Source organism: Sulfitobacter sp. 1A15106 (assembly GCF_043556995.1).
Taxonomy (GTDB): Bacteria; Pseudomonadota; Alphaproteobacteria; order Rhodobacterales; family Rhodobacteraceae; genus Sulfitobacter; species Sulfitobacter faviae.
In genome coordinates this window covers 248,082-268,025 of sequence record NZ_JBIFFM010000004.1, presented here as the reverse complement: position 1 = coordinate 268,025, position 19,944 = coordinate 248,082, and the positions used below count along the sequence as shown (strand labels likewise).

Genomic DNA, 19,944 nt, shown 5'->3' with positions numbered 1-19,944 from the left:
CGAAGTCGCTGAAATATCTCAAGAGTAAGGAAAACCATGTGCCGCTTCCTCGCCTATATCGGACCTGAATTGCCAATCGAGTCGCTGCTCCTTGCGCCTGAGAACAGCCTGCTGAACCAAAGCCTCGACCCGGAACTGCACCCAAGCCTGCAACTGGCCGGCTGGGGGTTCGCCGCCTGGAGCGACCATCTGCTGCATCCCGACGCGCCGCTGCGCTACCACCGGCCCAAGGCCGCCTTTCACGACGACAACGCCAAATCGGTGATCCCTAGCCTTCAGGCCCATACCCTGCTGTCGCATATCCGCGCGGCCTCTTATGACGCCAGCGTGGTGCAGGCCGATGAGAACTGCCACCCATTCTCCTTTGACCATACGCCGTGGATCATCGCCCAGAACGGCGCCCTGCCCCACTGGCGGCAGTTGCAGCGTGAACTCCTGCCCCATTGCAAAGACCAATACCTCACCCAGATGCGCGGCACGACGGATACGGAATTCCTCTATGTGCTACTGCTGTCCCTGCTGGAGGGCGACAGCGACGAAGACGTGCAGCGCGGGTTTGAAAAGCTGTTGCAGGTGATCTGCAAGGCTGCCCGCGACCTCGACCTCGCCGCGCTCACCAAACTCAAGATCGCGCTGGTCAGCCGGGAGCGGATCATCGGCGTGAACTTTGGCTGCGGCCATGAGGGCGAGACGGATGTCACAGGCGATTGGCAAAAGCTGCGGGACGAGGACCTGCCCCTGTCGATGCTGCTTGAGCCGATCTACCTGCTCACCGGGGCGAATTTTCAGGACTACGCCAACACCTATGACATCGACGCCTGCCCCGAGGGGGAGGCGACCTCGGCCATCCTCGCGTCGGAACCGCTGACCGAAAACGCGGAGGAATGGCTGAAGATCGAATTCGGCGAGATCGTATTTCTGGAGCGGAAGGACGGGCTGATCCGCAAAACGGTCCGCAAGCTCGACGTGTAACCGCCATTTAACAGGAGCCTTTATGGCAGATCGCTTCCAGAATTTTGCCGACCTCTCCGCCGAGATGGTCGCGGGCGTCGATTACCGCATCCGGGCCGAGGACCGCGGCAGCGCGGTCGTCATTCTGGCCCCGCATGGCGGCACGATCGAACCCGAGACGGGCCTGATCGCCAAGGCCATCGCGGGGCGCGACCTGTCGCTCTATGTCTTCGAGGCGCTAAAGCCGGGGGCGCATGGGGATTTTCACATCACCTCGCACCGTTTCGATGAGCCGCAGGCGCTGGCGCTTGTTGGCGGCGCCGAGGGGGCCATCGCAGTGCATGGCCGCAAGGACGATGGCACAGAAACCGTATGGCTTGGCGGGCGGGACAAGGCGGTGCGCGGTGCCATCGGCTCCGCCCTGCGCAGGGCGGGCTTCGGGGCGGAGGTAAACACCGCCCTGCCCGGCCTGCATGAGACGAACATCTGCAACCGCACCCGCAAGGGCGCAGGGGTCCAGCTTGAACTGCCCCGGTCGCTGAGGCGCCATCTGGCAGAGGATGCGGATTTGCTTGAAAGGTTCAGCCGGGCGGTGCGTGCCGCGCTTTAGTTGGAAGTGGCAGGCCCGGCTGGCGGGCCTGCCGAGGGCGCTTAGCCCTTTTTCTGGAACAGGATCACCAGCAGCGCCAAAAGCGACGAGCCCAGCATCAAGAGCAGCGACACGGCGTTCAGCAGCGGGGTCGACCCCTCTTTCAGCCGGTCGAACATGGCGATGGTCAGCGGCGCGTCGGAGCCCACGAGCATCAGCGTGGTGTTGAAGTTCTCAAAGCTCATCAAAAACGCCACCACCACGGCCCCGACCATCGCAGGCGTAAGGAAGGGCAGCGTGATCGTGCGCACCGCCGTCAGACGGTCCGCGCCAAGGTTCAGCGCCGCCTCCTCCAAGGTCCGGTCGAATTTCTGCAACCGGGCCGAGATCACCAGCGTGGCGATCGTGGTGATAAAGCTGAACTGCCCGAGGATCACCAACAGTAGACCGGGGCGCAGCGCCTGAATGTCGATCTGCGCCAAGTCCCAGACGCCATTGGCCAGCGTCGAAGAGAACACCAGCACCGAGATGCCTAATACGATGCCGGGGATCACCAGCGGCAGCAGCATCAGCACATAGAGGAACCCCTTGCCACGGAACTCATAGCGGTTGAACAAAAAGGCGTTGGTCGTGCCCACGCAGACGGAAAGCACCGCCACGCAAAGCGCCACAAAGGCCGAGGTGCCGACCGCCCGCAGAATGCCGCGTTCGTGAAAGACGCCGATCTGCGGGCGCTCCTCGCCAAAGAACCAATTCCATGTGAACCCCTCCCACGGGAGAGAGGGGAACTGGCTGTCGTTGAAGGCAAAGACCGCCACCACGGTCAGCGGCAGGGCCAGATAGAGAAAGAACAGCGCCACATAGCCACCATAGACAATGCGAAAGCTGCGCGATTGCGGGATTGTTGGGATCATTGGATCACCCCATCGTTTCCTTGAGGGTCCGGCCCGTTAGCCAGAGCATCCCCCAGACGATCACCGAAGACAGCACCAAAAGCATAAAGCCAAAGGCGGCGCCCAGCTCCCAATTGGAGCGCACGATGAACTGGTTATAAATCATTTCGGTGAACCACAGGCTGTCCTTGCCGCCCAGCATCGTCGGCGTCAGGTAGTTGCCCAAGCTCAGCATGAAGACCACGATACAGCCCGACACGATACCGGGCATGGCATGGGGGATGATGATCTCACGCAGGACGGAAAGCCCGCTGCCGCCCAGATCATAGCCCGCCTCGATCACGCTGTCGTCGAGGCTTTCCAGCGTGGTGACAAGCGGCACCACCATGAAAAGCATAGAGGTATAGACCAGCCCCACCATCATCGTGGCATCGGTGTAAAGCAGCTCGACCGGACGGTCGGCCAGCCCCACCCATTGCAACAGGTTCGAGACGAGACCCGTCTCGCGCAGCAGGATCATCCAGCCAAAGGTGCGCACCAGTTCCGAGACGTAAAACGGGATCAGGCAGAGCAGGAACAACACCTGCTGCAAGCGCCCCTTCGCCATTTTGGCGATGTAATAGGCCACCGGAAAGGCGATCAGCAGCGTCAGCGCAGTTGCCAGCACCGACATCACCGCCGTGCGCCAGAAGGTGCGCAAGTAAAGCGGTTCGGTCAGCGCCTTTTCATATTGCGCCAGACTGGTTTCATAGACGCCAAAACTGATCCGCTCGCGCAGCGAAATCAGCAGCATGTCGATATGCGGGATGATGATCAAAAGCCCCAGCCACAGCACCAAGGGCGTGAGCAGCAGGTAGAATGTCAGTCGGGATTGGCTGCGCATCACGCGACCCCAAAGCAGGTCGCCTGCCCCGCGCCCCAGCCGATATGCACCACGTCGCCGCGTTTCAGGCTTGAGAACTCCCCCGATTGCGGCAGCGTGACTTCGAGCGTTTCACCCACGTCATCCTGCACCAAGACGCGGGAAGCCGCGCCGTTGAACAACAGGCTGGTGACGGTGCCCTTTAGCTGATTGTCGAAACCCGACAGCGCATCGGCACTGGCAGCCAGCCGAATGGATTCGGGCCGCACGAAAATCTCGGCCTTTGCCCCTTGGACAAGGCCCACGCCGGTGGCGCGCATGGCAAGCCCGCTGTCGGTGCGCAATTGCAGGGCGTCGCCCTCCACCCGTTCGATCCGGCCCTTCCAGCGGTTCGACTCTCCGATGAAACCGGCGACAAAGGGCGTTTCGGGGCGGTAGTAGAGGTCTTGACCCCGGCCCACCTGCTCGAACTGGCCATTGCTCATCACCGCGATCTGGTCGGACATCACCAGCGCTTCGGATTGGTCGTGAGTGATATAGACGAATGTCGTGTCAAAGGCGGCTTGCAGCGATTTCAGCTCAACCTTCATATGTTCGCGCAGCTTGAGATCCAGCGCGCCCAGCGGCTCATCCAGCAGCAGCACGTCAGGCTCCAACACCATGCAGCGCGCGATGGCGACCCGCTGTTTCTGCCCGCCCGAAAGCTCATCCGCCTTGCGCGCGCCGATACCCGGCAGGCCGATCCGGTCGAGCGCCTCATCGACCTTGCGCGCGATCTCGGCCTTAGGCATGCCGCGACGGCGCAGCCCGTAGCCGATATTCTCGGCAATCGTCATCATCGGGAACAGCGCCAGATGCTGGAACACCATGTTCACCGGGCGCTTGTTCGGCGGCGTATCGAGCACCGAGCCGCCCTTGATCCGAATGTCACCAGAGGTGGGGTCGAGAAACCCCGCGATCATCCGCATGATTGTTGTTTTGCCGCAGCCCGAAGGCCCGAGGATGGAGAAGAAACTGCCGGGCGGCACCGTGAAGGAGACGTTGTCAACAGCGGTGGTATCGCCGAACCGCTTAACGAGGTCGACGCATTCCAGATCTGGGGTCATGTGAATTCCGTATAAAGATGCGACACCCCCAATATGAGGGTGCCGCTCGTAGGGTCAGTTATCAGTTGGCAGCTTGGACGCGGTCCAGCACTTCACCTTCGATGGTTTCCAGACCGGCGGGCACCGGCGGATACCATTTGATGTTGTCGATCGCTTCTTGCGGGAAGCTGTCCTGATACTTGGCTTTCAGGCTGTCTTCGGCAAACTCATCCGCGCCTGCGGAGGCCGTGAAGTTGCCCGCCGCTGCGGTGATCATCGCCGCGATTTCCGGCTGCATGACGAAGTTGATCCACTCATAGGCCACATCGTCGGCCTGCCCTTTGGCGGGCAGAACGAAGGTGTCGATCCAGCCCAGCGCACCCGAGGCCGGGGCCACGAAGGTGATGTCGGCGTTATCGTCGTTCAGCTTCCAGCCGCCGGTGTCCCATGCCATCGACGCAGTCACTTCGCCCGAGCGCAGCAGGTTCATCAGCTCATCGCCGCCGCCCCAGTAGGTTTTGACGTTCTCTTTGCATTCGATCAGCTTCTCTTCGACCTTGCCCATGATCTCGGCGTATTTCGCTTCGTCGTCGTAGGCGGCAAAGGGGTCTTCGCCCATGGCGAAGGCAAAACCGATCAGCGTCGGACGCTTCAGGCGGTAAGACACTTTGCCTGCCACTTCGGGCGCGCAGAGGTCGGTGTAATCCTTGACGGTGTCACCCGCTTCGGCGGTGTTCATCACCAGACCGGAGGTGCCCCAGACATGCGGCACGCCGTAGACATCGCCGTTCACGGTGGTGTTGGCCATAGTCGCGTCGAGCATGGAGGGGATGAAAAGCTCTTTGTTCAACTTGGAGACATCGATCGGCTTGTAGATGCCGAATTCCATCTGCGGCCCCATAATGCGGTCTTGCGAAGGCTGGGCGAGGTCGAAACCACCGCCGCCTGTGGCGCGCAGCTTGGCGATCATCTCTTCGTTGTTGGATTTCGTGACTTCGACGGTATGGCCGGTCTCTTCTTCGAATTTCGCGACCACGTCCTCAGGTGCGTAGCCGCCCCATGTCAAAAGGCGCAGCGTGTCGGCTTGGGCCACGGAGGCGAGCCCCGCCAGCATGGTGCCGGCCAGCAGAATGGTTCTTGTCATGGGAAATCCTCTTTCTAGTGTACTCATTGTCGGCAGAATGCGCGCGTTAGACCAGTTGGTCAATTTATACTTCGGCGCATCGCGGCTCCTTGTGGCCTGAGAGTGCAAAAGATTTGTGACAGTGGCGGAAAATGCCGTTTGTTTTAGCAGGGTTGCTTTCGGCGGCAGCGGCCATGCGCCGGGGGGCTGACGGAGCCGCCTGCGCTTTCGGGGGCCAAGGGGAATGCACCTCTTCGCGGTCCGAGCCGCCCCTTTTCCAAGGTGATCCACGGCCCCGCACCCCTGCTGCCACCCCCTACCTTTACCCAAAAGACACAGGCAGCCCCTCGCCCAAATCATGCCTCTTGAGATTCCTGACAGTTTCTATAAGGAATCGCCGCAGCGCCGTCCGGGGGGTGCTTTTCCGGGTCCGGGCCGTTTGAGTAAGGGGAAATTTGATGAAGCCGACACATGCATTTGCTTGCCTTGCCGCGGGGATGATTCCCGCCGCTGGCCATGCGCAGAGCAATAACGACGAAGCATTCTTGGGCACCATCGTCCTTGAGATGCCAGCCGTTCCGGGGATGGAAGACGATGACATCTCAATTTCCAGCGAAGGGCTGGCGCTGAGCAATCCCGCCGATCTGTCCGAGCTTTTCGTGGCCGAGCCCACCATTGCGGTCGGCAGTTCGATCCCGATGTCGCAAAAGGTCTATGTCAACGGGATCGAGGAGAACAACCTCGCCATTTCCATCGACGGCGCGCGGCAGAACAACAAGGTGTTCCACCACAACACCACCACGCTGATCGACCCCGCCCTGCTGAAAGCCGCCCGCGTCGACCCCGGCGTGGCCCCAGCCGATGCGGGCCCCGGCGCCTTGGGCGGCGCGCTGGCTTATGAGACCAAAGACGCGAGCGACCTGCTGGCCCCGGGTGAGACCTTTGGCGGGCGCTACAAGCTGGAATACGACAGCAACGGCGACATCTTCTCGAACAGCCTGTCGGTCTATGGCCGCGAGGGCGGGTTTGAATACCTCGGCTTTGCAAAGGTCGCCGATGGCGGGCTGCGCGAAGATGGCAACGGGGACGAGATCATCGGCTCGGGCACCGACCTTCTCAGCGGGCTGGGCAAACTGGCCTATGAGGCGCAAAGCGGCGACCGGGTCGAGCTGTCTTACGAACGGGTGGTCGACGATGAAATCCGGCCCTACCGGGCGAACCTCGGTGCCATCGTCGGGGGCCGCCCGCTTCCCGCAGACCGCCCCTATGATCTGGAGCGCACCAATATCGTCCTGAGCTACAGCGACACCACGCCCACGGCCATGTGGAACCCCACCGCACGGCTGGCCTACAGCGGCACCAAACTGGTCAACGACGAGTCGGCGCTGTCGACCAATTCGATCACCAGCGGTGAAACCGTGAGCCTAAGCGGCGAATTCTCAAACCGTTTCGCACTGAGCTGGGGTGAGTTGAACGCAGGTCTCGACTTCTACTCCGACGAAGCCGATCTGGACTATCTCGCCCTGTCCTCCGGCGCGCGTGAGGCGGCGACAGAGAAACTCAGCAACATCGGTCTGTTCGCCCAAGCGCGGATGGAGCCCAGCAGCAATACGCGGCTGTCCTTCGGGGCGCGGGCCGATTTCCAGGATTTCGAGGGGACCGACGGTTCCTCGCAGTCTGAATCGGGCCTCTCGGGAAATATCTCGGGCGAATATGATGTCTCGGACGACCTGACGATCAGCGCGGGCTATTCCCACGTCTGGGGCGGTCTGGAACTGGCCGAGAACTATATCCTCAACCCCGCGTGGGACTATAGCTCCGGCATTGAGGAAGTCACCGCCGATAACCTCTACCTCGCCGCGAATTACACCATGGGCGCATGGGTCGTCGACGGCAAGCTGTTCGCCACCAACATCGACAACGCCCGCGCCGCCAGCTATCGTGGTGGCCCGGCCTTCACGGCGGATGTGCAATCGCGCGGCTTTGAACTAGGCCTCGGCACCGCATGGGAAGATGGTTTCTTCCGCGCTGGCTTTGCCCGTATCGACACCGAGATCAATGGCCGGTCCGCCGACTCCTACTACGGCAACTATCTGACCATGCCGATGGGCGATTTCCTGACCTTCCAAGTGGCGCATCGTTTGAACAACGGGGTTCTCTTGGGTGGCGATGTGCAGGTGGCCTTCGACTTTGACGATACCTATGACGCCGCCACAGGCGGCAGCGGGCCGGAGTTGGACGGCTACACGATCGCCAATGTCTTTGCCGAATACACGCCCAAGCGGATGGACAACCTGACCCTGCGCGCCGAGGTGAACAACCTCTTTGATGAGCAGTACAGCAGCCGCGCAACCTATGGCCAAGAGTTCGTGGGCGAAGTGGAGCCGCTGACCGAGCCGGGCCGCTCCATCCGTGTCAGCGCCGAGATCGTCTTCTGATCTAAGGCAACGTTTGGTCAAACCCCGGTTTGACCCTTTACCCGGCGCCCATTGCGGCGCCGGGATTCTCTGTGAAGGATGGTCTATTCGACCGTCCAAACCATGTTCTTTTCTGTTTCACGGAAGGCGAAAGTTTCAAGATGCCGGTCAATGACACTATGCAGCGCAGGCACCATCTCGGGATCGTCGAGCGTCGCCGTGACGGTGAGGCCTTTGCTGTCCGCCGTCATATAGGCCGTGCCCATCTCGAAAGCGGCCCAGCCCTTTTCACTGTCGTAAGATGTCTCGATCTTATGGCCGAAATGTTTGCACAGCTGCTGCAAGTATTTCGAGCCGTTCTCGGTCTGGTAAAATCCTGTTGTCGTCGGCATGGCGCTCTCTCCGGATGTATTTTCTGCCTTAGTCCTAAGCCGGGCCATGGGAATGGTAAACACCGGCCCGCCTCCCCCACCCCTTTGACGAAAGAGTTACCGCTATGATCAAACCCCTTGCCCTTCTGGCCCTGCTTCTCGCCACGCCCACGCTGGCCGAGACCGTGACCGTCGACACCGCCCGCGGCCCTGCCGAAGCGCCGCTTACCCCCGCCACGGTGGCGGTCTACGATTTGGCGGCCTTCGACAGCCTCACCGCGCTTGGCATCACACCGCAGGGCTTGGTGCGCCCGGTCTATCTGCCCTACCTTGAAGAGGCGGCAGCGGGGACCGAGGTCATCGGCTCCCTTTTCGAGCCGGATTACGAAGCGCTTTTCGCCCTGAACCCCGACCTGATCATCGCCGGGGGCCGGAGTTCCGAACAGGTGCCGGAACTGGCGCGGATCGCGCCCACCTTGGACATGACCATTTGGCAAGACACCATCGGCGAAGGGCTGGCCCGGCTGGAGGCCTACGGCAAGGTTTTCGACAAAGAGGAAGAGGCCGCAGCCCTAACGGCGGCTTTTGAAGATAAGCTTGCCCAAACCAAAGAGGCGCTGGCCGGCAAGGGCCGCGCGCTCATCGTGATGACCAACGGGCCGAAGATCAGCGCCTATGGCATTGGCGGGCGCTTTGGCTGGCTGCATGAGGCGCTTGGCCTGCCCGAAGCGGTGCAGGATGTCGAGATGGCCAACCACGGTGAGGCGATCAGCTTTGAATTCATCCGCGAGGCCAACCCCGACATCCTGCTGGTGATCGACCGGATGGCCGCCATCGGTCAGGAAAGCGAAGGCGCGCGGGCCACGCTCGACAACGCATTGGTACATGAGACGACCGCATGGAAAACCGGCCAAGTCGTGCATCTAAGCGCCGCGCCCATCTACATCGCAGGCGGCGGCATCCAGTCGATGACCCGCACGCTGGATGAGATCAACGCCGCCCTGACGGAGCAGTAAACCCGTGGCGCTCGCCCTTGCCTGTCTCCTTGTGATCCTATCGGTCGCCTCGCTCTTCGTCGGGGTGATCGACCTGTCTTGGGCAGCGCTCTGGTCTGATCCGGCGGCCTTGGAGCTGCTGGTGGTCAGCCGCGCGCCGCGCACCATCGCCGTGGTGATTTCGGGCGGGGCCTTGGCCGTGAGCGGGGCAATCATGCAGATGCTGGTGCGCAACCGTTTCGTCGAACCGATGACCGCGGGCACGGGCCAAGGCGCGGCGCTTGGTATCCTTTTGGTCACCCTCTTCGCGCCGGGGGCCTCCATCTTCGTCAAGATGGTTCTCGCCTCCCTGACCGCCCTTGTGGCGGGCGCGGGGTTTCTGGCCATCGTGCAGCGCCTGCCCCCGACCCAGCCCCTGCTGGTGGCGCTGGTGGGGCTAATCTACGGCGGCATCCTTGGGGCGGCGGTCACCTTCATCGCCTATCAGGCGGACCTGCTGCAATATGTCGAGATCTGGATGAACGGTGAGTTCTCCGGCGTGTTGCAAGGCCGGTATGAGCTGCTGTGGCTGGTGGCTCTGGTGGCGGCGCTGACCTATTTCGCCGCCGATCAATTCGCGATCATCGGCATGGGCCGCACGGCCAGCATCAACCTTGGCCTGAACTATGGGCAGACGATGGTGCTGGGGCTGCTGGCCATCTCCATCGTCACCGCCCTGACCGTAGTGACAGTGGGTCTGATCCCCTTTGTCGGGCTGGTCGTGCCCAATATCGTGGCCCGGCTGGCAGGCGACAATCTACGGCGGAGCCTGCCGCTCACCGCGATGACCGGCGCGGGCCTCGTGCTGCTGTGCGACATCCTCGGGCGGCTGATCCGCTATCCTTATGAGATCCCCGTGGGCACGGTATTCGGCGTGGTGGGTGCGCTGCTGTTCCTGTGGTTGCTGCATGGGCCCAAACGCCATGTATCCTAAGCGTCTTTGGTGGCTTCTGGCGCTGCTGGGCCTCTGCATCGCGCTCTACCTCGGGCTCGGCGCGCGGGGGAACTGGGGCTTTGTCCTATCGTTTCGCGCCAATAAATTGATCGCCTTGCTGCTGGTCGCCGTCTCGGTCTCGACCGCCACGGTGCTGTTCCAGACCATCACCCGCAATCACATTCTGACCCCTTCGGTCATGGGGTTCGATGCGCTTTATCTGCTGACCCTGACGGTGCTGATCTTCGTGCTCGGCGGCCAGACTTTTACCGAACTGCCCGAAATCGCGCAGTTTCTGGTGAACAGCCTCCTGCTGATGGGGGCCGCACTGGCGCTTTTCGGCACGCTCTTGCGCCGCGGCGGGCATGATCTGTTTCGCATGATCCTGACGGGCATCATCTTTGCCGGGCTGTTCCGGTCGGTCTCAAGCTTTCTGCAACGGGTCATCGACCCCAATGAATTCATGGTCGTGCAGGCCAACGCCTTTGCCCGTTTTGGCCGGGTCGATACCCCGCTTCTCACCCTCGCCGCCCTCTTGACCGGCGGCGCGCTGATCGCCGCTTGGCGGATGCGCCACCGGCTCGACGTGCTGTCGCTGGGCGATGAAAGCGCCGTCAACCTCGGCGAAGACCCGAAGCGCGGCATGTTCCAAGTGCTGGTCCTAGTGTCGATCCTCGTCTCGGTCTCGACCGCGCTGGTGGGGCCGATGGCCTTTCTCGGCCTCTTGGTGGTCAGCGTGGCGCGACAGATCACCCCGGTGATGTTTCATAGCGTCATGCTACCCTCGGCGGGACTGGTATCGGCCATCACGCTGGTCGGCGGGCAGATGGTACTGGAGCGCGCCCTGCGCTCTTCGACCCCGCTTGTCGTCATCGTCGATGTGCTTGGCGGCCTTGTCTTTCTAATCCTGCTGCTGCGGAGGAAACCCAGATGATCACCATCCGTGACCTGAACCACGACCGGGACGGCAAGCCGACCCTGCGCGAGATCGATCTGACCTTGCAGAGCGGCGGAATAACCGCACTGATCGGCCCCAACGGGGCGGGGAAATCGACGCTTCTGTCGCTGATCGCCCGGCTGATCCCGCTTCAGCAGGGGCAGATCATGGTCGATGACCTGCAAATCGGCGCCTGCGCGAACGACGCATTGGCCCGACGCTTGGCCATTCTGCCCCAAACCAGCGATGCGGCCCCCCTGCTGACGGTCCGTGAGTTGGTGAGCTTTGGCCGCTACCCCTACCACCAGGGCCGCCCGACCGCAGAGGACCGCGAAAAGGTAGAGGCGGCACTGGCGACCTTCGACCTTGCCCCCCTTGCCGAGCGCCGCCTCGACACGCTGTCAGGCGGTCAACGCCAGCGCGCGCAGGTGGCCATGACCTTCGCGCAGGAAACGGATTATATCCTGCTCGACGAGCCGCTTAACAACCTCGACATCGCGGCCTCGCGCGGCCTGATGCACACATTACAAGACCTCGCCCGCTCCCATGGCCGGACCATCGTGATCGTGCTGCACGATATCAATTACGCCGCCGCCTATGCCGATCAGATCGTGGCGATGAAGGACGGACGGATCACGCATCACGGCGCAGCGCGAGAGGTTGTGACGGATGCGATGCTTTCGGAGGTTTATGGGACTTCGGCCCGGGTGCATCGTATTGGGGATACGGTTGTGGTGGCTGTTTGAGGGGGGGTGTATGGGGCAATTGGCTAAGGTCGGAACCCATCTCTGCGCTACAAGAAGAGCATTCCATCCCCTCCTGAGAACAAGAAAAACCGCCTGCGGAGGCGGCTTTATCTAATTGATCTCTAGGAGAGATTGGCTCCGGCGGTAGGGGCCCAAGAAACAAGCCACAACCTTAAGAATACAAACGAAAAACGCCTTCGACCGCAGTATGACTCCGCGTGTGACCGTGAATGTGCCACGCATGTGACAACTTCAGCAAGACCTTTGTGACAATCTGCATCAACTTCGCTGTGCAGCCTCGATGTAAGCTGGCGGCGCATCGCTGCGCCGCCCAAGGATGTGGATCAGAACTTCGCGGTCCGGACGTCTGCGACGAGTTTTTCGGCTTTGACCATATTCTGGACGGCACCCAATTTAGCCGCGAGTTCGCGTAGTTGGGTGCGAAGCTCCATCGCTGCTATCCCATGGGGCTCCACAACCCTTTCTTCCTGGGGAGGGTTGATGTCCCATGAATCATCGTGGATGTAATGAACCTGCGTAGCATCCGCGATGATGGGCCCGAGCCGATCGGCGAGCTTCCTGAGAAGAAAATGCTCTCCGGCGGCGAATATAGTCGCGTCCTTAATTTTATCCCTTACCTGAAAGATGTTAAGGAGCATTGCCTCTTCGAATGCCTCCATACCCTCGATAAAATCGATGGCTTCGAGCGTCGCATCAGACGCATCAAGCGCACTCTCGACGCGAACCGTAAGCTCATCCCTGTTATTGCTTTTAGACATAAACCCCCTCCCCTGCGTTTCCGCCACGCTCAAGTTGCGTGGCGTGCTCCGCTTGAAAGATCTGCCAAAGCTCATCTGCGAGCACTGAGATCTCTTCAACAACAGAGGACTTTGGATCAATGGACGAAATATGCCGTGTCCCGTCGCTGGAATTTGAGGTTCCGTTTTTTGAGGTCAACAGTTCGTGGAGTGCCGTTATTTCATTACCAATATGGCCAAGTAGCGAGCCTTCCTTGGGCAGCACGTCCAACAACTGCTGAACACGCCTCAGCCATGGCCGACCGCCGATGCTGAACGCAGCATGTTGCAACGCTATGGAATGTTCCTCGATAAATTGATGAAGACGCGTGGGTTCAGTGGGGATTTCAAACATATAGTTCTCCCGGTTTGTGCCGCAGCAGGATGCATTGGGCTTCAAGAGAGCCGTCCTCTGCTATGGATAGAGAAACGACTGCCAGTCAGGTGCGCCCCGGCGCGACGCAATTCGGTCAAATGCTCGGAACATTCCTGTGTGGCAAAACCGATATTGGCCAGAAATTGAAAACCCAAAGCGAAGAGTAAATAAAATTTCAACTCTTTGAAATATAGATATTATTTCACTGCAACCAGCTTTGATCTGGAAAAACAGTTTTGCGGCGTTTATTCACCAAAGCGCGGAAACGGGTGAAAACCACCCCCTCATCTCAGGCTAAAGATGTCATTACGCACGCTTTCCGGCGCTTGTTCGTCAGAGACCGTGAGAGCCAAGAGTGTGGGGCTGGCGACCGCCTACGCAGAGTTCGTTGACCAAAGCTTTCCACGAAGGTGCGCTTCGTCAGGGTTCTGCACTCATGTTGAAGGGTTCTGCGGCTGCAAGGCTCGCTATGTCCGCCAACGTCTTGCAGTCCTCAGAACCAAGACGCCCCGTTCCAAAACGAACATGCCCCGAGGCCGCCAAGGAGAAGCTCTCGCCGGGAACTGCAGAAATACCATGGGCGGCCAGTGTAATAAGCGCGAAAGTTTCGGAGTGAACCGGCATGAACAAACAAAGCCCACCCCCATCAATAACGTCAATGCCCCGGGTTCTGAGTTCAGAAGCCAATTTGTTGCGACGCTCCTGGTAGATTTTGCCTGCCTTTGAGACAAGCGCCTGCGTGCCAGGATCCTCATGCAACCAGGCTACAGAAGCTTGCAGTATCCGGCTTGTCCACCCGGCACTGAAGGCGCGATAAGATTGAACCTGTTCAACCAGCTCTTCCGAGGCCGAAAGGACGGCCATTCTCAGGTCCGGTCCGTAAGATTTTGAGAACGACCGAATGTGAATTGTCCGGTCTGGGAAGCGATCCCCGAGGGATTGAGCAGCGGATATGGCAATGTCCCCCAGACCATCGTCTTCGATGATCAAAGTGTCAGTATCCCTCAATACGTCGCCGAGTTCTTGCAGCCTTCCCGCCGTGCAATAATGGCCTGTGACTGAGCTGATCACCGGCTGAAATACAAACGCTGAGGGGTTCCGTCCCATGACGGCTCTCAGTGCTTTCGGATCAGGTCCAAACTCATCGCTTTCTACCGGCACGATGATGGCACCCATATCCTCCAGAATATCGAGCAGCCGCATTGAAGCCGGCGTTTCGATGGCCACGACGGATCCAGGCGGAACGAGTGCATGCAATGCGAGATAGACGGCATTATACCCGCCGTTGGTCGCAAGCATCTCAGATGCTTTAAAGGGCCACTCAGCTCTTAAGGCAGCCTCCAGTTCTGGCAGAATGCGAACGCGTTCATAGCTGTTAAGGTTTTCTGCCTTCGCCCCGTGAAGAAGTGCACGATCCAATTGCGGCAGTAAATCCAAGTCAGGCGTTGCCAGAGAGAAATTTCGTGTTCCCGCCGAGAAATGACCTTGAGCTCCTACGCGCATAGGACGCGGCGCGAGACTTGAGCCACTGACAAAGGTTCCGTTTCGACCTCTGCCAGTTAAAACCCTTAACCTACGAAGCTCTTTCCAAGCTTCCGAGAGCGTGCTGGGGCTAACTCCCATGACGAAAGCCAACTCGCGCAGAGCTGGCAAACGGGCGCCCACCGGGAGTGTTCCAGAACGCACCAGTTTTGCAGTGTCCCGAGCAATGCCTCTTGTGGAGCGATCAGAGAGATACCCTGCCATCGCCTCTGCTGAAATCATTTGCATCCGCACATTCCTTTAAATGTTCAGTAGCATAATAACATTTGAAGCAAGTATTTTTAACCCCTACCACCAAGGCAATCATGTGCTTTGGGAGGATCCGCGTGACACTGAAAATTCGCCTTGCCGTCCGCGATTGGGATTACATGACCCCGCTGTTGTTGGGCGACATCACCTCGAAGCGACTGCAGCTGGAAGTGGAACGCATCGCCACCATGCCGGTAGGGATCGGCAAGGGAAGCTCCCATGACGCAGGCGAAGCATCATTCAGCCGGCACCTGACTGACGTGGCTGAGGGTCACAATAGCACTGTTGCCATACCAAACTTCCTGATGCGCGGGTTTCGCCACGGTTGCATTATCACCCGAAAAAACAGCCCTCTTACAAAGGTAACAGAGCTTGCGGGAAAGCGGATCGGTGTCACTGGATGGCGTGATTCAGGAAATACGTGGACCCGCGCGATTTTGCGCAACGAAGGGATTATGACCGATGACGCCTACTGGTATGCAGGCAGACTGACCGAGGCTCACCCGATCCAGGACCGATTGGGAGAATTCGGGCAGCCCGGTCGCATCGAGCCAATGCCAAATGAAACGCCAATGATGCGATCACTTGCAGAAGGTTGGCTCGACGCCGTCTTTACCCCCTTCATGCCAGAAGGCTTCTTCAGTCAAAACTCGCAATTTCGACAGCTTTTGCCCAATTGTCGCGAAGCGCAAACCTCATACTTCCATGACGTCGGCTACGTCCCCGGCATACATCTGCTGGCGCTTGATCGCGAAATCGCAGAGGTCCATCCTTGGGCTGCGCAAGAACTTAGCGACATGATCGACGAGTCCCGTCGAATGTGGATCTCAAAGAGGCGCCGCTACGCCGACACGACACCGTTTATGTTGGAAGAAATGCTATATACCGCAACAGCGCTCTCGCCTGACTGGGACGCAAGCGGCATTGCCGCCAACCGCATCATGATTTCTGATTTCCTCGATCAGATGCATGAACAAGGCATTCTGAATAGGCCCTTACAGACCGAGGAAGTGTTCGGTCTGCAAGAGACTGTCGAACAGAGTGCCTAACAAGCCACCACCAAAGGGAGAAAAACAATGAAATACATCAAGCAAATGGGCTTTGCGCTCGCGGCTCTGGCGGCCCCACTGACCGCACAGGCAGAGCAAGAATTCAATGAAGCGCTGAATGCGCGCCTGCCTGCGGATATCCGCGAAGCTGGCAAGATGATTGCAGTTACAAACGGTTCATTCCCACCATATGAGTTTGTAGAGGGGCGCAAACACACTGGCGCCACCCCTGAACTGGCGCAGGAGATTGCGCAGATACTGGGCGTGGAAATCACCCACGCGACGGTGGCAGGCCTCCCTGCCCTCCTCAGCGGAATTGGCGCGGACCGTTACCAATTTTCCATGGGTCCCGTCGGGGACTTTCCAAAACGTCGCGATGCCAACGATTTCGTAGATTGGGTGCAGGAATACGTCGTATTTGCTGTCCAAGCTGGCAACCCGCAGGGGATTGTCGATCTGGACTCCACCTGCGGAAAACGGATTGCAGTCATGTCGGGCGGCTCGGCAGAGCGCGTTATCAACGCACAGTCTGAAAAGTGCCAAAGTGCTGACAAACCTGCAATTGAGGTCCAATCCTACGCTGACCAACCGAGCTCAATCTTATCGGTTCGATCCGACCGTGCGGACGCCTTCTTTTCATCCCAAGCACCGTTGACCTATTTTGTCCAGCAATCGGACGGAGCACTGGAGCTTTCTGGTGTCGGACAATCGAATGGCTTCCCGAGCCTGGTGCAGGGCGCCGTCGTGCCGAAGAATTCGCCGTTAGGTGGCGTTCTTCAGGAAGCTTTTCAGATCCTGATGGACAACGGCACTTACGAAGAAATCATGACCAAATGGGGTCTTGAGCACAACATGATTGACGCCGCGGGCTTCAACCTCGGCGAGGAGCTGTAAAACAATGGTCGATGCGCCTTCTGTAACAACGCAAACGCACATGAACCGGTCAGTTAATGATCATTCAGACGCACTCCGCGATGTCGCGAAGGCGCATCGACCGATCCCGAAGGGCAAAGTTATACTTTGGATCGTCGTGCTTCTGTTTACCGCCGACTTCGCATTTATCGTGGCCGGAAATGCCAATTTCGGCTGGGCGACTGTAGGGAAATACTTCTTTGCTGAAACGGTCCTCCAAGGTCTGTTTGTGACGATCTGGTTGGCAGTGGTCAGTATGATCTTGGGCGTCATGCTTGGCCTCCCAATCGCGATCGCCCGAATGTCGGACGACCCGCTCGCGAAATCCATTTCCGGGCTCTTCGTCTGGTTCTTTCGAGGCACACCACTGCTCGTCCAGTTGATCCTATGGTATAATCTTTCATTTCTGTTCCCCGAGATATCACTTTCCATTCCCTTCGGCCCGACGCTGGCATCCTGGAGCTCCAACGATCTGATCACGCCGATCACTGCGGCGATCATCGGCTTGGCCCTTAACGAGGCCGCATACATGGCTGAAATTATCCGGGGTGGCCTTTTGTCCGTTGAACGCGGTCAGCGTGAAACGGCCGAGGCCTTTGGAATGAAACCCATGCGCGCACTTTGGCGAGTTGTCATTCCGCAGGCGATGCGCAGCATTGTTCCCCCATCCGGAAACCAGTTCATCAGCATGATCAAAGCGACTTCTCTCGTATCGGTTATCGCTATGGCAGACCTGCTTTACTCGGTTCAATCCATTTACAACCGCACGTTTGAAATCATCCCCCTACTGATGGTCGCGGTCCTTTGGTATCTGCTCATCGTTTCGGTGCTCAGCGCAATCCAGTCGCGGATCGAAGGCTATTATGCCCGTGGCGATCAACAACGTGTCGTCAAAGACAAGCCCGAGTTGGGCACCACTCAGGAGGAAGCCCCGCTATGAACAACAACGCCCCGAAACCTTCTATCCTGCGTGCGCGTAACGTTCATAAATCGTTTGGGAACAACCACGTATTGCGCGGAATCGACTTGGATGTTGCGCCTTCCGAAGTCGTAGCGATACTTGGCCCTTCCGGATCCGGGAAATCCACCCTTCTGCGATGCATCAACAGGCTGGAGCATATCGACCAAGGCTTCATCGAGGTTGATGGTCAACAGATCGGTTATGAGCTGCGTAACGACAAATTGGTTGCGCTTGGTTCTGCTGCAATCGCGAGGCAGCGCAGCAAAATGGGCATGGTTTTCCAAAGCTTCAATCTGTTTCCGCATATGACAGTGCTGCAAAATGTCATCGAAGCGCCTGTCGGAGTTCATCGGATAAAACGTCGGGAAGCAATCGAAACAGCGAAAGAGCTGATCAATCGCGTAGGTCTGTCTGATAAATTGGACGCTTATCCGCGCCAGCTGTCTGGAGGCCAGCAGCAGCGTGTGGCCATTGCTCGCGCTTTGGCGATCAAACCGAAGATGCTTTTGTTTGATGAGCCAACCTCGGCGCTTGATCCGGAGCTTGTCGGAGAAGTCCTTGCGACCATGCGCGATTTGGCTTCCGAAGGCCTCACGATGATCGTCGTTACACACGAAATCGGCTTTGCTCGTGAAGCGGCCGATCGGGTTATCTTCATGGATGGCGGCCACATCGTCGAACAAGGCGCCCCGGAAGACGTCTTGGTGAACCCGCAGCGTTCGCGCACGCAGGACTTCTTGCGTCGCGTGATTTGACCTGAAAAGAGGACGGCGACAGCCAGCAACGATATGACAAAATACGCCAGTATCAGTGATTTTCAAAATGCAGAACCAGAGTTGGTGGAACTGCGGCGGCATTTACATGCGCATCCGGAACTCTCTCATCAGGAAAAAAAGACGGCACAGCTTGTAGCAGCAAAACTGGAAGGATGGGGCTACGAGGTAACTCCCAACATCGGCGGCCACGGTGTTGTGGGGCGAATGCGCGTAGGCAATGGAAACCGTTCAATTGCGATCCGTGCCGATATGGATGCTTTGCCGATTACTGAAGCCGCAAAGCACGAATACGCCAGCACCATCGACGGGGTAATGCACGCTTGTGGTCATGACGGCCATACTACTATGCTCTTGGGCGCCGCTGAATATTTGGCGAGAACCAGGAACTTCTCCGGCACGCTAAACTTGATTTTCCAACCCGCCGAAGAATCCGGCATAGGAAGTGGTGCGGTTGCGATGATCGCTGATGGCCTCTTCGACCGCTTTCCTTGCGATGCTATATTTGGAATGCACAACCACCCCGGCGCGCCAGAGGGGACTATTTTGATGCGTTCTGGCCCGCTGATGGCAGCAGCTGATACGGTAACGATAACGGTTCACGGGAAAGGTGGTCATGCTGCACGCCCGCACTTGTGCATCGATCCAGTCGTGGTCGGATCATCAATAGTCATGGCCCTGCAAACCATCATTTCTCGAAGCGTTGATTCAACTGAAACAGCTGTTATTACCGTCGGCACGTTCAACGGAGGCACCGCCACTAATATAATTGCAGAAAGTGCTACTCTTACGCTCAGTGTCCGCACCTTTTCCGATCAAGTTCGTGCGCTGATCAAGGAACGAATTTATAAGGTTGTCGAAACTCAAGCTGCTTCTTGGGGAGCAACTGCCAGCATCGAGTATGATAGCGGCCATCCGGTGGTCTTCAATTCACCAGAAGAAACCGAATTCGCGACGGTTGTAGCCCGCGAATTGACTGGTGAGGGCAATGTTCCGGAATGCCCCCTGATACCTGGAAGCGAAGATTTTTCCCATTTTCTGCAACACAAGCCGGGCTGCTTCATTCGTCTTGGCAACGGGGAGAGTTCGGCGCCCTTGCATAATCCGGCCTATGATTTCGGTGATAAGAGCTTGACCACAGGCGCAGCGTTTTGGGCGCGCTTGACAGAACGATTCTTGGCGCAAGAATGAGCGTTCCGGATTGGGCAGGTCACCTCGGACCCTCCTACGAAAGGCGCACGAAACGCGCCGGTCTTGACAAAGAATAGCGGGCGCAACTCATGGGCCATTCTTTGAAACGGATCCGGGGCCGGGAACTCTATGGCGACGAAACAGAGCTTCGC

At 58.7% G+C, this 19,944-nt stretch carries 20 protein-coding genes; 12 read left to right on the top strand and 8 right to left on the bottom strand.

Features of this window, described 5'->3' with window-relative positions; translation table 11 throughout:
• The first annotated feature begins 36 nt into the window (after positions 1-36).
• Entirely contained in the window at positions 37-972 is a 936-nt protein-coding gene (locus ACGYKA_RS08320; RefSeq protein WP_394410669.1) for a class II glutamine amidotransferase, read from the top strand.
• A 22-nt stretch (positions 973-994) separates the two neighbouring features.
• On the top strand, positions 995-1,561 hold the full coding sequence (locus ACGYKA_RS08315) for a poly-gamma-glutamate hydrolase family protein (protein ID WP_394410672.1): 567 nt from the start codon (positions 995-997) through the stop codon (positions 1,559-1,561).
• Between the two features lie 41 nt (positions 1,562-1,602).
• Here ACGYKA_RS08315 and ACGYKA_RS08310 read toward each other — a convergent pair whose 3' ends face one another.
• The 4 genes from ACGYKA_RS08310 to ACGYKA_RS08295 form a co-directional block, all read right to left on the bottom strand.
• Entirely contained in the window at positions 1,603-2,454 is an 852-nt protein-coding gene (locus ACGYKA_RS08310) for an ABC transporter permease (RefSeq protein ID WP_394410675.1), read from the bottom strand.
• A gap of 4 nt (positions 2,455-2,458) precedes the next feature.
• On the bottom strand, positions 2,459-3,316 hold the full coding sequence (locus ACGYKA_RS08305; protein ID WP_209217402.1) for an ABC transporter permease: 858 nt from the start codon (positions 3,314-3,316) through the stop codon (positions 2,459-2,461).
• Positions 3,316-4,401: an ABC transporter ATP-binding protein gene (locus ACGYKA_RS08300; protein ID WP_394410678.1), complete on the bottom strand. Its 1,086-nt coding sequence runs from the start codon at positions 4,399-4,401 to the stop codon at positions 3,316-3,318. Before ACGYKA_RS08300 ends, ACGYKA_RS08305 begins: the two co-directional genes overlap by 1 nt.
• 61 nt (positions 4,402-4,462) lie before the next feature.
• Entirely contained in the window at positions 4,463-5,524 is a 1,062-nt protein-coding gene (locus ACGYKA_RS08295; protein WP_394410681.1) for an extracellular solute-binding protein, read from the bottom strand.
• 437 nt (positions 5,525-5,961) lie between these two features.
• Here ACGYKA_RS08295 and ACGYKA_RS08290 point away from each other — a divergent pair, with 437 nt between their 5' ends.
• Positions 5,962-7,941, top strand: coding sequence for a TonB-dependent receptor domain-containing protein (locus ACGYKA_RS08290; protein WP_394410684.1), 1,980 nt, complete (start codon positions 5,962-5,964; stop codon positions 7,939-7,941).
• An 83-nt stretch (positions 7,942-8,024) separates the two neighbouring features.
• On the opposite strand, the gene ACGYKA_RS08285 is transcribed toward ACGYKA_RS08290, so the two are convergent.
• Entirely contained in the window at positions 8,025-8,312 is a 288-nt protein-coding gene (locus ACGYKA_RS08285) for a DUF2218 domain-containing protein (RefSeq protein ID WP_067261313.1), read from the bottom strand.
• Between the two features lie 104 nt (positions 8,313-8,416).
• Between ACGYKA_RS08285 and ACGYKA_RS08280 the strand changes: the two genes are divergently transcribed.
• From ACGYKA_RS08280 to ACGYKA_RS08265, 4 genes are read left to right on the top strand one after another with little or no spacing between them, the layout of a single operon-like run.
• Positions 8,417-9,307, top strand: a complete 891-nt coding sequence (locus ACGYKA_RS08280) for a siderophore ABC transporter substrate-binding protein (protein ID WP_394438564.1) — start codon at positions 8,417-8,419, stop codon at positions 9,305-9,307.
• Positions 9,308-9,311: 4 nt separating this feature from the next.
• Positions 9,312-10,259 carry an ABC transporter permease gene (locus ACGYKA_RS08275; RefSeq protein WP_394410693.1) on the top strand — a complete coding sequence of 316 codons (948 nt, stop codon included), beginning with the start codon at positions 9,312-9,314 and terminating at the stop codon, positions 10,257-10,259.
• A complete protein-coding gene (locus ACGYKA_RS08270; protein ID WP_394410696.1) occupies positions 10,249-11,193 on the top strand; it encodes an iron chelate uptake ABC transporter family permease subunit in 945 nt (314 codons plus the stop codon). Before ACGYKA_RS08275 ends, ACGYKA_RS08270 begins: the two co-directional genes overlap by 11 nt.
• On the top strand, positions 11,190-11,942 hold the full coding sequence (locus ACGYKA_RS08265) for an ABC transporter ATP-binding protein (RefSeq protein ID WP_394410699.1): 753 nt from the start codon (positions 11,190-11,192) through the stop codon (positions 11,940-11,942). Before ACGYKA_RS08270 ends, ACGYKA_RS08265 begins: the two co-directional genes overlap by 4 nt.
• A 344-nt stretch (positions 11,943-12,286) precedes the next feature.
• Here the strand turns inward: ACGYKA_RS08265 and ACGYKA_RS08260 are convergent, their stop codons facing one another.
• The 3 genes from ACGYKA_RS08260 to ACGYKA_RS08250 form a co-directional block, all read right to left on the bottom strand.
• Entirely contained in the window at positions 12,287-12,721 is a 435-nt protein-coding gene (locus ACGYKA_RS08260) for a hypothetical protein (RefSeq protein ID WP_394438560.1), read from the bottom strand.
• The gene (locus ACGYKA_RS08255) at positions 12,714-13,094 is read right to left on the bottom strand and encodes a hypothetical protein (RefSeq protein ID WP_394438557.1); all 381 of its coding nucleotides are present in this window, start codon (positions 13,092-13,094) and stop codon (positions 12,714-12,716) included. The genes ACGYKA_RS08260 and ACGYKA_RS08255 overlap by 8 nt, the downstream gene beginning before the upstream one ends.
• A gap of 441 nt (positions 13,095-13,535) precedes the next feature.
• Positions 13,536-14,885, bottom strand: a complete 1,350-nt coding sequence (locus tag ACGYKA_RS08250) for a PLP-dependent aminotransferase family protein (protein WP_394438554.1) — start codon at positions 14,883-14,885, stop codon at positions 13,536-13,538.
• A 98-nt stretch (positions 14,886-14,983) separates the two neighbouring features.
• On the opposite strand from ACGYKA_RS08250, the gene ACGYKA_RS08245 reads away from it, so the two are divergent.
• From ACGYKA_RS08245 to ACGYKA_RS08225, 5 genes are read left to right on the top strand one after another with little or no spacing between them, the layout of a single operon-like run.
• The gene (locus ACGYKA_RS08245) at positions 14,984-15,955 is read left to right on the top strand and encodes a nitrate ABC transporter substrate-binding protein (RefSeq protein WP_394438551.1); all 972 of its coding nucleotides are present in this window, start codon (positions 14,984-14,986) and stop codon (positions 15,953-15,955) included.
• Between the two features lie 27 nt (positions 15,956-15,982).
• Positions 15,983-16,849 (top strand): ABC transporter substrate-binding protein, encoded by an 867-nt coding sequence (locus ACGYKA_RS08240; protein ID WP_394438548.1) that lies wholly within the window; start codon positions 15,983-15,985, stop codon positions 16,847-16,849.
• 4 nt (positions 16,850-16,853) lie between these two features.
• A complete protein-coding gene (locus tag ACGYKA_RS08235) occupies positions 16,854-17,807 on the top strand; it encodes an amino acid ABC transporter permease (protein ID WP_394438545.1) in 954 nt (317 codons plus the stop codon).
• A complete protein-coding gene (locus ACGYKA_RS08230) occupies positions 17,804-18,583 on the top strand; it encodes an amino acid ABC transporter ATP-binding protein (RefSeq protein ID WP_394438542.1) in 780 nt (259 codons plus the stop codon). Before ACGYKA_RS08235 ends, ACGYKA_RS08230 begins: the two co-directional genes overlap by 4 nt.
• A gap of 33 nt (positions 18,584-18,616) precedes the next feature.
• Complete coding sequence (locus ACGYKA_RS08225) at positions 18,617-19,792, top strand: M20 aminoacylase family protein (protein ID WP_394438539.1); 1,176 nt, start codon at positions 18,617-18,619, stop codon at positions 19,790-19,792.
• The last annotated feature ends 152 nt before the right edge of the window (positions 19,793-19,944 follow it).